Raw genomic sequence first — 12,327 nt, forward strand, 5'->3', positions numbered from 1 at the left:
TACCACCGCGTCAGGAGTGGCGGCATGACCGAGTCCCCCCCACCGTCGGCGTCCTCCGAGCCGGTCGAGCCCGGCTGCACCAGCGGGCTCTCCGTCCTCGATCCGCCGGGCTTCCACGGCCCGGCCCCGGCGTCGGGCGGCCAGCCGTCCCCCGGACGACCCGAGGGCACGGACCGCCGCCCCGAGGACGGCGCGGGCCCGGACCCGGCCCCCGGCACACCCGGCACCGCGGCCCCCGCACCGGCCGGCGTGCAGGACCGTTTGGCCGGACGGCTGTCCGATTTCGCCAGCCTGCACGAGCACACCGAGCGGCTCGCCCGGGCCCGCGGCCTCGGCGCCACCCTGGACGCCGTCCTCGCCTCCGGCACCGCGCTGCTCGGCGCCGACCGCGCCCTGCTGGTCACCGTGCTGCCCGGCGGAGGCCCGAGCCAGCCGCTCGGGCTCGGCCTGGACCGCGCCAGCCTGGGCGCGCTGGAGACCGTCCCGGCCGACCAGAGCCTGCTGGCCCGGCTGCTGCGCGAGCACGACCGGCCCGCCGAGGTGCGGTCGCACGACCTCGCCGAGGACCCGGCGATCGGCGCCCGGCTGCGCGAGCTCGCCGGGCAGCTCGGCCTCGGCGGCTGCTACGGCCTGCCCCTCGCCACCGAGGAGGACGGCCCGCTGGCCGCCGCCCTGTGGTTCTACGACGCCCCCGCCGACCCCACCGACCGCCGCCGCGACCTGGCCCGCCGCTACTCCGAGGTCGCCGCGCCGCTGCTCGCCAAGCAACTGGACGCGGAGAAGGTCCGGCGCACCACCGAGGCCCTGCGCCGGGGCCTGCTGCCCGACCGCCTCCCGCAGCCCGGCGGGCTCCGGCTGGCCGCCCGGCTCGTCCCGGCCGGACTCGACCGCTCCTGCGGCAGCGACTGGTACGACGCGATCCCGCTGCCGGACGGCACCGTCGGGCTGACCGTCGGCTCGGTCTCCGGCGACGGCCCCGGGGCCGGCCCCGGTTCCGCCCCCGGCGCGGCCGCCGCGATGGGCCGGGTCCGGGCCGCGCTGCGCGCGTACGCGGTGCTGGAGGGCGAGGACCCGGTGTCCGTCCTGGGCGACCTCGAACTGCTGCTCAAGACCACCGAGCCGACCCGCAGCGCCACCGCCGTCTACGCCTGGGTGGAGCCGGAGGAGCGCCGGGTCACCCTGGCCGGGGCCGGGCACTGCCCGCCGGTACTGGTCACCAGGTACGGCGCCGAGTTCGTCGAGACCTCGCTCTCCGCGCCGCTCGGCATGCTCTCCTGCTGGGAGGCGCCCGGGGTCGAGTTCACCGTCGAGCGCGGGGACACCCTGATCCTCTACACCGAGGGACTGGCCCGCCGCTTCGGCCAGACCCTGCACTCCGGACAGACCGATCTGCGCCGGGCCGCCGCCGACGCCCCCCGGGACGTCCGGACCGACCCCGAACGGCTCTGCGCCCACCTGCTCGCGGCCGCGGCCGAACGGGACGCCGACCGGCGGGAGCGGGCCGACCGCCGCGCGGCGGGCCGTGATTCCGCCGACCCGGACGGCGGGGCCGCCCCCCGGCGCTCCACCGACCGGGCCCCGGCCACCGACGACCTGATGCTGCTCGCCGCCCGCTTCGAGTGACCGCCCGGTGCCGGACGCGCCCCGCGCCGCTCCGGCACCGGTAGCGGCCCCGTGCCGACGCGGTACCGGCACAGCAGGGCCCGGCACGGCCCGGTACCGGTACAGCACGACCGGGTACCGGTACAGCACGGCCCGGCACGACCGGGTGAAGGCCCGAACGGGTGAGCGGCCGGGCGTCCGTACCATGGACGCACGGCCGCCCACCTGTGTCGTGATCCGACGCGCCCCGGGCGGCACCACGCGCAAGGAGGCGACGTACGTGACCGAGGACCGCACCCCGGCGGTGGCCGAGAACCCCGAGGCCGCCGGCGGCGACGAGGAACCGCAGCAGTTCAAGGGCCGCAAGAACGGCCTCTACTCCGAGGTCTCCGACGAACTCGCCGCGTCGATGAAGTCCGGCTGGGCCGACACCGAGCTGCACGGCCTGACCCCGGTCCCGCAGGCCCGCTACGCCGCCGAGCGCCGGGCCGCACTCTCGGCCGCCCACCCCGGCGTGCGCCTGGTCGTCCCGGCCGGCACCCTCAAGATCCGTTCCAACGACACCGACTACGGCTTCCGCGCTTCCAGCGAGTACGTCCACCTCACCGGTGACCGCACCGAGGACGCCGTACTGGTCGCCGAGCCCACCGGTGCCACCGGCCACGACTTCGTCCTCTACCTGCTGCCCCGCTCCGACCGCGAGAACGGCGAGTTCTGGCTCGACGGCTACGGCGAGCTCTGGGTCGGCCGCCGGCACAGCCTCACCGAGCAGGAGCAGCTGCTCGGCCTGCCGGTCCGCGACGTCCGCAAGGCCGCCGACGAGCTGGCCGACCGCGCCGCCGACGGCGTGCCGACCCGGATCGTGCGCGGCTACGACGCCGGCCTGGAGGCCGCGCTCGCCGACGTGCTGGACGCCGAGCAGGACGCCGGGTTCAAGGAGTTCCTGAGCGGCCTGCGGCTGGTCAAGGACGAGTGGGAGATCGGCGAGCTGCGCGCGGCCTGCGCCGCCACCGTCAACGGCTTCACCGACTGCGTGCGTGAGCTGGGCCAGGCCGTCGCCACCTCCGAGCGCTGGATCGAGGGCACCTTCTGGCGCCGCGCCCGCGTCGAGGGCAACGACGTCGGCTACGGCTCGATCTGCGCCGCCGGCGCGCACGCCACCACCCTGCACTGGGTGCGCAACGACGGCGAGGTCCGCCCCGGCGAGCTGCTGCTGCTGGACGCCGGCGTGGAGACGGAGACCCTCTACACCGCCGACGTCACCCGCACCCTGCCGATCAACGGGCGCTTCGACGAGCTGCAGCGGAAGATCTACGACGCGGTCTACGACGCCCAGGAGGCCGGTATCGCGGCCGTGAAGCCCGGCGCCCGCTTCCGCGACTTCCACGACGCCTCGCAGCGGGTGCTCGCCGAGCGGCTGCTCGCCTGGGGCCTGCTGGACGCCTCGGTGTACGACGTCGAGAAGGTCCTGGAGCTCGGCCTGCAGCGCCGTTGGACCCTGCACGGCACCGGCCACATGCTCGGCCTGGACGTCCACGACTGCGCCCACTCGCGCACCGAGGAGCACGTCGACGCGCTGCTGGTGCCGGGCATGGTCCTCACCGTGGAGCCCGGCCTCTACTTCCAGCAGGACGACCTGACCGTCCCCGAGGAGTACCGCGGCATCGGCGTCCGGATCGAGGACGACATCCTGGTCACCGCCGACGGCAACGAGAACCTCTCGGCCGGCCTGCCGCGCCGGGCCGAGGACGTCGAGGCGTGGATGGCCTCGTTCGACCGGGGCTGACGGACGACGGCCCGGGGCGGATGCGCCCCGGGCGGCCCGGTCGCCGGTGGTCCGGCGCGACCCGGTCGCCGGTGGTCCGGCCCCCGAGCAGTGGGGGCCGGACCGCCGGCGGCCCCGTCCCGGCACGGCGGCCGCCGACCGGCGGACCGGGGTGGTCAGGAGTCGGCCGCCGCCCTGAACTTCGGCTGGATCACCACCGGCGGCGCCTCCCGGCCGTCGCCCCTGGCCCCGACGACCACCGCGAAGTCGGCGTCGGGCTTCCAGCCCTCCGGGACGCTGATCTGGAACTCCAGGTACTTCGAGTCGTGCGGCCGGATCAGCCGCTCCAGCAGCGAGGTGTCGACCACCAGCTGCCCGTTGCCGTCCGGTGCGACCGGGAGCCGGCGGACCCCGTTGCCCGCGCCGAACCTGGCCTCGACGACGGCCTTGGCCGCGTCCGCGCCCGTCAGCACCAGGGTCGGGACCACCGAGGCCAGCGGCGCCGCGCCCGGATTGCCGATGCTGAGCGCGAACCCGCTGGGCCGCCCGGCGATCACCCCGTCGCCCGGCGGGTAGCTGAGCGTCAGCGTGGGCGCCGTCCGGCTGGCCGCCGGGGCGCTCGTCAGCAGCAGGGGCGCCAGCGCCGAACCCTCCTCGAACCGCTCCGGCGTGGTCGGCAGCACCGCCACGGCCTCGAGCAGCAGCGTCCCCTCCGCGCTGTCGATCGAGGGGTCCAGCCGGTAGCGGAGCGTCCGGGCGGCCCCCGCGGCGAGCGGGAACGCGGCCGCGTCGCCCGAGGTCAGATAGGCGCCCGAACCCACGGTCAGCGGGACGTCCGTCCAGCCGCCGTCCTCCTCCTCGCGCTGGAGCCGGCCGCGCACCGTCCGGCCGGAGCGGACGGCTCCGGTGAGCGTCCGGACCGACACCACCGGGGCCACCGCCTCGAACAACCGCTGGGTGGTGTTGCGCCAGGTCACCGAGAAGGTCGTCGGGCCGGCGCCGACGATCGCCTCCGTCCCGGTCAGGCCGTCGAAGCTCAGCGCGACGCCGCCGCCCTGGCGGACCGTGCCCGAGGGCGCGGGCGCCACCGGGGACGGGCGAGCGGACTGTGCTCCGGCCACCGGACCACCGGGCGACGGAGCGGAGGCCCCGGCTCCGGCCCCCGGCGGTGCGGGGTCCTCCCCCTCCTGGCCGGGCGGAGGCGGCGCGGTCCCGGCACCCGGGACGGCGGCGGACGGCCCAGGGGCCGTCCCCCCGGCCGCTTCCCCGAGCGGGTGGGCGGGGTCGTCGGCGGGCGGGGCGGGGACGCCGCTCGGGGAGGCCCCGTCGGTGCCCCGGGTGGGCACCGGGCCGTCGCTCATCGTCGCCGCCGGCGCGTCGTCGCCCTTGTCGGCGAGCATGTCGGTGGGGACGGTGAGCACGCCGACGATCATGGCCGCGGCGAGCCCCATCAGGGGCAGGCCCACCAGGTAGGCGGGCCGCCTGCGGTTGCGGGGCCCCTTCGGCGGATCGGCCGGGCGCAGGTCCTGGGCGGTGATCCGGGCGGCGCGGGCTGCCAGTGCCTCCCGGAGCAGCCGCTCCATCGGCGATTCCCCGCCGACCGGGGCGGTGACGCCGGTGCCGGCGCCGCCCGCCGCGGACCGGGTGCCGCGCGGGCCGTCCCGGTCGGGGCGCTTCGGGTCGTCCCGGTCGGGGCGCTTCGGGCCGGGGCGCTTCGGCCCGTCCCCCTCGGGACGCTTCGGCCCGTCCCCCTCGGGACGCTTCGGGCCGTCCCCCTCGGGGCGCTCCCGGTCGGGGCGCCGCGGGCCGGAGGCGTCGCCGTCCGGCCCGTGGTCGGACGTGGGCCGCCGGTCGTCGCTCATCGGGCGTCCCCCAGCTTCCGTTCCAGGGCGTCCAGGGCCCGGCTCGCGGTGGACTTCACGGTGCCGCGCGACACCGCGAGGATCTCCGCGATCTCCGACTCCGACAGGTCGGACCAGTAGCGCAGCACCAGCACCTCGCGCTGGCGCGCGGTCAGCTCCTGCATGGCCACCAGCACCCGCCGGTGCTCGTCGTGGAGGACGGCGTGGTCCTCCGCCGAGGGCGCGTCCGCCTCGTGCGGCGGCACGTACTCGCGGGCCGTGCGGCGCCGCCGGAGCACCGAGCGCGCGCCGTTGACCACGGCCGTGCGCAGATAGGCCAACGCGTTGTCGAGGTCGTCGAGCTCGTCGCCGTGCCGTTGGTACAGCTTGGCGAAAGCTTCCTGCACGACGTCCTCCGCCTGGTCCTGATGGTCGACCAGCAGGACCGCGAGCCGGACCAGGCTCAGCCGGTGCGTGAGGTAGAGCTCGGTCAGCGTCGGCCCGGCCTCGCGGGTCCGGCCGCCACCGGCCAGCAGCCTGAACCCGGCCCGGCGCCGGCCGGCCGTCTGCGCGGCGACCGGGACGTCGAGGACCTCGCCGGCGCCCTGCGGCTCCCGGGCGCCGAACAGCAGCGCCAGCAGCCGGCGGAGGCCGACCCCCCGCCCCTGGTCGACCTGGGCGGCTTGGGCGGCCCGCCCGATGGCCATGGACATCCGTCTTCGCTTTCCCCCCGACCGCGACCCGGCTCCGGCCGGTGCGTCAGGACATCGTCATTGGGTGGCCGGGCCCCGATCGCGCGATCGGGCCGGCCGGGCAGGTCGTGCCGGAGCGGGGTCGTGCCGGACCGGGGGCGTGCCGGACCGGGGGCGTGCCGCCGGATCCCGCCCGACCGCACCGGATCCCGCCGGTGCGCGGCCCGGCGAGGGTCCGGGAGACAGGTCCTGGCTAGGAGGTCGCGTTCGGCGTGTCGTCCGCCATCCAGGTCATCCGCGGCCGGGCCTTCTGGGTCGGCAGGGCGCCGCCGTCGGCCGTCCCGCCGACCGTGAACTCCAGCCCGCTGCCGGCCCTCCAGCCCTTCGGCAGGTTGAAACGGAACGGGAAGACGGCCGTCTCGCCCGGCCCCAGCACCCGGGTCAGCCCGGCGGTGTCCACCCGGACCTGACCGTCGGCGTCGAGCGCGCCCGACAGCCGGCGCCACTCGCCGTCCACCAGTACCTCGGCGGAGAGGTCGCCCGGCACCAGGCCGTGCGTGGTGTTCCGGCCGAGCGGGTCGGTCACCCTGACCACCGGGGACACGGTGTGGTTGCCGGTGGCGTCCAGGTTGGCCATCTCCACCCGCAGCTCGGAGGGGATCCGGCCGACGGTCATGTCGGTCGCCGTCGTCGCCGAGAACCGGACCGGCTGCCCCGTCGTCACGTTCATCCGCGCCTGGGTGCCGCCGACCGAAACCGCCTTGGCACCGCGGCCGACAAAACCGTCCGCCTGGATCGGCAGCCGGCCCGACATGCTGTCGGCCCCCAGGGTCAGGCGGTAGCGGACGGTTCGGCTCTCGCCCGGGTCGAGCGCGAACGCCCCCTGCTGGGGTCCGTTGTCCGGGGCCTTCTGGTCCGGCTTGACCTCTCGCCACTCGTCGAGGTCCTTGCGGTCCAGCACGCCCTTGGCCGTCGCACCGAGCCGCGCCACGGCGGCCGGGTAGTCGAACGGGAGCACCCGGACCACCGGGACGATCTCGTCGAAGCGCCGGTCGGTGGCGTTGGTCCAGGTCACCTCGAACTCGAAGTAGCTGCCGCCGCCGCGGATCTCCCAGTCGCCGCTGAGCGAGCGGATCGCGACGTCCACCCGCTCGGCGATCGCGGCGGGCGTCTCTCCCGGCCGGTCCGGGACGGTGCCGGTCACCGGGGCCGGGCCACCGCCCGGGGAGGTGACCGGGGCGGGGACCGAGGGGCGGACGGTCCCGGCGGGCGCGCCCCCGGGGGTCCCGGCCGGCTTCGCCGCCGCGGGCACCGGAGCGTTCGCGGTGGCCGCGGGCGGAGCGGCCGGGACGGCCGGGGCGGACCCCGTCGGTACGGCCGACGCGGTGCCCGCCGTCCCCGGCGTCCCGGCCGGGGTGGGCGTACCCGCCGCGGTGGCCGTGGGCGACGCCCCGTCCGGGACGGACCGCGCGTCGGCCACCGGTGCGACGAGTGCCACGCCCGAGGGTGCCGGAGCCGCGGACCGGGCCGGCCGGGCGTCCGCGCCCGCCTCGGCCGGAAGCAGCGCGTAGCCGGCTGCGCCGGCCACGACGGCCGCCAGCGGAACGGTCCTGACGAGACGCCGGACTGTGGACGGACGCATGGTGGGTTCCCCGTGGTAGTCGGACTCGGCCGGTGAGCGAGACCCGGCACCGGTGCGGTCGTGTCCGCGCCGAATCGGCCCTCACCCTTTCAGACGCCCATACTCCCCAGGAGTTGTGGGTGGTTCGAAGGAAATTTCGAACTGGCCGGAACGGCTACACTCACCGGCATTCCGCCACCGCCCGTCACCAGGGGATCCCATGGCCGAGCAGCACTCGACCGGGCCGGCAACCGTTGCCGTCACCGCCGCGACCACCGACACCGCCGCCACCACCGACACGGCCACCGGTGCCGTCCCCGGCCCGGTGGCCGTCAGCATCGGGCGGCGGCCGGAGCCGGTGCACGAGGTCGCGGTCTACGCCTTCGACGGCATGACTCCGTTCGAACTCGGTGTCGTGGTCGAGGTGTTCGGCCTGGCCCGGCCCGAGCTGAGCGGGCTGCTGGCCACCCCCTGGTACGGGCTGCGGGTGTGCGCCGACCGCCCCGGTACCCCGCTCCGCTCGGTCGGCGGATTCACCCTCACCGCCGAACACGGCCTCGACGACCTCGCCGCCGCCGACACCGTGGTGGTCCCCGGCGTACCGAACGCGTTCGGCGGGACGGTCTCCCCCGCCCTGGTCGAGGCGCTGCGCACCGCGCACGAGCGCGGCGCCCGGATCGTCTCGATCTGCTCCGGGGCCTTCGCCCTGGCCGCCGCCGGTCTGCTCGACGGTCAGGAGGCCACCACCCACTGGCGGTACGCCGAACTGCTGCGGCAGCGCCACCCGGCCGTCCGGGTCAACCCGGACGTGCTCTACGTGGACAACGGATCGGTGCTGACCAGCGCGGGCAGCGCGGCCGGGATCGACCTCTGCCTGCACCTGGTCCGGCGCGACCACGGCGCGAAGGTGGCCAACAGCGTGGCCCGCCGGTTCGTCGTGCCGCCGCACCGGGACGGCGGCCAGGCCCAGTTCATCGAGGCCGCCGTCCGGCCGGTCGAGGAGGAGGACGACGGCGTCGCCCGCTCGATGCAGTGGGCACTGGACCACCTGGCCGACCCGCTCACGGTCACCGGGCTGGCCCGGGCCGCCCGGATGTCCGACCGCTCCTACCTGCGTCACTTCACCGCCCGCAACGGCACCAGCCCGATGCGTTGGGTGATCAGCCAGCGCGTCGCGGCCAGCCTGCCGCTGCTGGAGGCGCCCGACGGCACCGTCGAGGAGATCGCGGGTGCGGTGGGGTTCGAGAGCGCCGCAACCTTCCGGCACCACTTCGGGCGCGTCATGCGCACCTCCCCGACGGCGTACCGCCGGTCCTTCGGCCGCGGCGCGGCGTGACGCCGACCGGGCGTGACCCCCGGTCGGTGCGGTGTCAGCCCTCCCCGCCCGCGCGGCGGGCCGCGTTGGCGAGCACGGCGTCGTGCAGCCACTGGGCCAGGCCCGGCGCGAGCTGCTCGTAGACCGCGGTGAACCGCGGGTCGGCGAGGTACATCCCAGCGAGACCGCGGTGGATCTCGTAGGTGCAGTCGTAGAAGTTGTCGCGGATGTGCTGCCGGTGCGCCTCGGCGAGGTCCGTCGCCGGGTCGCCGTCGGCGGGCTCGCCGGCGGTGAACAGTTCGACCAGGCGGGCGTTGAGCGCGTCCGCCTCGGCCTTGATCCGCTGCCAGTCGCCCTTGTCGTAGCCGCCGGTGCGGCGCTGGGACTCCGCCCAGGCCGGGGTGTCGCCCCAGCGCTGCTCGGCCTCGCTCTCCCACTCCTCGCGGTAGTGCTCGCCGAAGAGCTCGAACTTCTCCTCCGGGGTCAGCTGAATACCCATCTTCTCTGCCTCCATGGCGTGTTCGACGGCCGCGGCCAGTTTCTGGAGGTGGGCGATGCGGTCGGTCAGCAGCCGGTGCTGGCGCCGCAGGTGCTCGCTCGGGCTCACCGAGTCGTCGTCCAGGACGGCCGCGATCTCCTCCAGGGGGAACCCGAGTTCGCGGTAGAACAGGATCCGCTGCAGTCGGCCGAGGTCGGCCTCGTCGTACCGGCGGTAGCCGGCCGGCGTGCGGCCCCGGGGGGACAGCAGGCCGATCTCGTCGTAGTGGTGCAGGGTCCGGACGGTCACCTTGGCGATCCGCGCCACCGCGCCGACCGTGAGGCCGGTGCGGCTGTCCTCGTCTCCGCTGTTCATCGGGGTACTCCCTTCGTGCTGACCACGACCCTGCCTCCTCCCGTTGCGTGAGGGTCAAGCGCGGGGCCGGACGTGGCGGCCGGGTCTCGCGGGCCGGACGCGCGCGTCGGGTCCAGTGTCGGGGTCCGGTGTCGGAGTCCCGTGTCGGGTTCCGGTGTCGGGGTCCGGTGGAGAAGTCTCCGACCCGGCCGGGCCGGACCGGCGCCGGTTTGTGGGGTCCGGCCAATTGCCGGGGCGGCCGGGCGGCCACCAGCATGTGCGCGTGACCACGCCCGTACCGCCCGGCACGCCGCTGCCGAAGCCCACGCCGCCGACCGACTCCCCGCCACCGGCTTCCCGGCCGACCGCCACGACCGGCCGGACCGCCGGGGCACGACCGGCCACCGTGGCCGAGCCGGTCGCCGACCTGCCGACCGTCGCACCGCCGCCGGGCCACCGACTGGTGGCGGAGCTGGTCGGCACCGCCCTGCTGGCCGTCGTCGTGGTGGGCTCCGGACACCAGGCGGACGCGCTGACCCCGGACGCCGGGCTGCGCTTCCTGGCGAACGTCGGCGCCTCGGCGGCGGCCCTGACGGTGCTGATCACCCTGTTCGGCCCGGTCTCCGGCGGGCACCTCAACCCGCTGATCACCGCGGGCGCCTGGTGGACCGGCCGGGGCACCCCCGTCGGGCTGCCGCTGCGCGAGGCGGTCGGGTACGCCGCCGCGCAGACCGTCGGCGCGGTGGCGGGCACCGGACTGGCCGACGCGATGTTCGGACACCCCGCGTTCCGGCTGTCGGAGGTACCGCGCGGGAGCGGCACGCTGTGGCTGGGCGAGGCGGTGGCCACCGGAGCCCTGCTGCTGGTGGTGACCGGGGCGACGGCCGCCGGGCGGGGGCGGCTGGTCCCGGGACTGGTCGGCCTCTGGGTGGTCGCGGCCTGCTGGGCGACCTCCTCGGGCGGCTTCGCCAATCCGGCCGTGACGCTGGGCCGGGCGCTCACCGACGGCTGGACCGGGATCGCGCCCGGATCGGTCCCCGGCTTCGTGCTCGCCCAGTGCGCGGGGGCGGTGGCCGGGACCGGCCTGGCGGTGCTGCTGTTCGACGGCCGGCAGCGTGCGCGCTCCGCCGTCAGCGAGGAGCCGCCCCGCTGAAGCTCGGTGCGGAAGTCCGGGCGGGGGCAGGACGGTGCGTGGTCCGACCCGTGGCGAGGACGGTGGTTCCCGCGCACCGCGCGCCGGAGAACGCCCCGCACCGGACCTTCCGGAACGAGCTTCAGGGGCTCCGGAGCGTCGCCGGCTGCCTGGGCACCGGGGGCGCGGCGGTCCGCCGGCGACCGCTCCGCCGCCGGCCCGACCGCTGCTGCGGGAGCCCTTCGCCGGGACCGCCGTCCGGGCCGCCCCGGCCGGGGGGACGGCGGCCGGAGCCGCGCCGCCGCTGGGCGGGCAGGAGCAGCACGCACCCGGCCGAGACCACCACGAAGGCGAGCCGCACCAGTCCGCGCGCCGGGTCGGACGGCAGGAACAGCGTGCCCCCGTACAGGGCGACCAGCGCGATCCAGCTCCACCACGGCACCAGCCGCCGCTGTCCGACCGTGTCCCAGAGCAGCGTGCCGAGCATGATCGACGCGGTGTAGTACGTGTAGACGCTCGGGTCCAGCAGGATCCGGGCGTCCGCCCCGAGCAGGACGACGGCCGGCCAGCGGCCGCGCCACACCGCCAGGGTGCCCAGGCCCAGGCCCAGGGCGAACTGCGCCGGACGGTCCCACCAGGGCGTCGTCGGATCGGTCACCCCGAACCAACGCAGCGCCGAGGCGGTCTGATTGGGGATGGTGAACTTCGCGGCCGCGACGGTGTCCAGGTCACCCAGGTAGAACGGCAGCCAGGCGACCGCCACCAGCCCGGCGAACCAGAGCCCCGTCCGCACCCACCTGGCCCTGGGCAGGGCGAGGATCAGCGGCGCGAACGCCAGCGCCCACGGTTTGGAGTCCACGGCCAGCGCCAGGTACACGGCCACCGCGGTGGCCCGGCCCCGGCTGAGCTCGTGCGCGGCGAGGGTGGTGAAGAACAGCGCCAGCACGTCGTCCAGGTGCGCGAAGCGGACCGACACCTCGACCCACATCGGGATGAACGCGAGTCCGGCGACCAGCAGCCGCTGCTGGAGCCGGCGGTGGTTGGTGCCGGTGCCCAGGTGGTACTGCGCGGCCGTGCGGCCCACCAGGACCAGCATCGCCAGCCCGAGGCCGGACATCACCGCCTCGGCCAGCACCTCGCCGGTGTGCCCCGGGAACGGCGCGAAGAGCCGCGCCACGGCCAGACTGACCGGGCCGATCTGCAGCTCGGGGTGGTGGGCGTAGAGGGCGAGACCGCCGTCCGAACGGCCGCTGAAGAGCAGTTCCTCGCCCTGGCGCAGGTAGTGCCAGGAGAAGCCGCCGCTCGGCTCGACCAGCAGGAACCAGAGCACCGTCCAGGCCAGCAGCAGGACGTGGTGTCTGCGTACCGGCAGGCTGCCGATCCGGCCGGTGGCCGCCTCGTAGTCGGTCCAGGCCCGTCCCGGCCGTCCTGACCGCTCCCGGCGCCCCGCGCCCGTTCCACGCACCCCAGTACCTCGTCCGCCGTGCCGCCCCCTCGGCCGGTCATCCTAGGCGACCGAACGGAACC

General features: G+C 76.2%; 9 protein-coding genes. 4 read left to right on the plus strand and 5 right to left on the minus strand.

All coding sequences use genetic code 11. From position 1 onward, the window contains the following. Positions 1–24 precede the first annotated feature (24 nt). Positions 25–1,623: a PP2C family protein-serine/threonine phosphatase gene (locus BLU95_RS19205; protein ID WP_093861116.1), complete on the plus strand. Its 1,599-nt coding sequence runs from the start codon at positions 25–27 to the stop codon at positions 1,621–1,623. A gap of 259 nt (positions 1,624–1,882) precedes the next feature. Continuing rightward, positions 1,883–3,388 carry an aminopeptidase P family protein gene (locus BLU95_RS19210; RefSeq protein WP_231978647.1) on the plus strand — a complete coding sequence of 502 codons (1,506 nt, stop codon included), beginning with the start codon at positions 1,883–1,885 and terminating at the stop codon, positions 3,386–3,388. A 155-nt stretch (positions 3,389–3,543) separates the two neighbouring features. On the opposite strand, the gene BLU95_RS19215 is transcribed toward BLU95_RS19210, so the two are convergent. The 3 genes from BLU95_RS19215 to BLU95_RS19225 form a co-directional block, all read right to left on the minus strand. After that, positions 3,544–5,229 carry a hypothetical protein gene (locus BLU95_RS19215; RefSeq protein WP_093861118.1) on the minus strand — a complete coding sequence of 562 codons (1,686 nt, stop codon included), beginning with the start codon at positions 5,227–5,229 and terminating at the stop codon, positions 3,544–3,546. Further along, positions 5,226–5,921 (minus strand): RNA polymerase sigma factor, encoded by a 696-nt coding sequence (locus tag BLU95_RS19220; protein ID WP_231978648.1) that lies wholly within the window; start codon positions 5,919–5,921, stop codon positions 5,226–5,228. Before BLU95_RS19220 ends, BLU95_RS19215 begins: the two co-directional genes overlap by 4 nt. Before the next feature lie 232 nt (positions 5,922–6,153). Then, positions 6,154–7,542, minus strand: a complete 1,389-nt coding sequence (locus tag BLU95_RS19225; RefSeq protein ID WP_159424946.1) for a hypothetical protein — start codon at positions 7,540–7,542, stop codon at positions 6,154–6,156. Between the two features lie 337 nt (positions 7,543–7,879). Between BLU95_RS19225 and BLU95_RS19235 the strand changes: the two genes are divergently transcribed. Beyond that, positions 7,880–8,857: a helix-turn-helix domain-containing protein gene (locus BLU95_RS19235; RefSeq protein ID WP_502689867.1), complete on the plus strand. Its 978-nt coding sequence runs from the start codon at positions 7,880–7,882 to the stop codon at positions 8,855–8,857. A 34-nt stretch (positions 8,858–8,891) separates the two neighbouring features. Here the strand turns inward: BLU95_RS19235 and BLU95_RS19240 are convergent, their stop codons facing one another. Continuing rightward, entirely contained in the window at positions 8,892–9,689 is a 798-nt protein-coding gene (locus tag BLU95_RS19240; RefSeq protein WP_093861123.1) for a MerR family transcriptional regulator, read from the minus strand. A 262-nt stretch (positions 9,690–9,951) separates the two neighbouring features. Between BLU95_RS19240 and BLU95_RS19245 the strand changes: the two genes are divergently transcribed. Then, complete coding sequence (locus BLU95_RS19245; RefSeq protein WP_231978649.1) at positions 9,952–10,821, plus strand: aquaporin; 870 nt, start codon at positions 9,952–9,954, stop codon at positions 10,819–10,821. 121 nt (positions 10,822–10,942) lie between these two features. On the opposite strand, the gene BLU95_RS19250 is transcribed toward BLU95_RS19245, so the two are convergent. Continuing rightward, positions 10,943–12,172, minus strand: a complete 1,230-nt coding sequence (locus tag BLU95_RS19250) for a hypothetical protein (protein ID WP_231978796.1) — start codon at positions 12,170–12,172, stop codon at positions 10,943–10,945. Positions 12,173–12,327: the final 155 nt, after the last annotated feature.

The sequence above is a fragment of the Streptomyces sp. TLI_053 genome (assembly GCF_900105395.1).
GTDB lineage: Bacteria > Actinomycetota > Actinomycetes > Streptomycetales > Streptomycetaceae > Kitasatospora.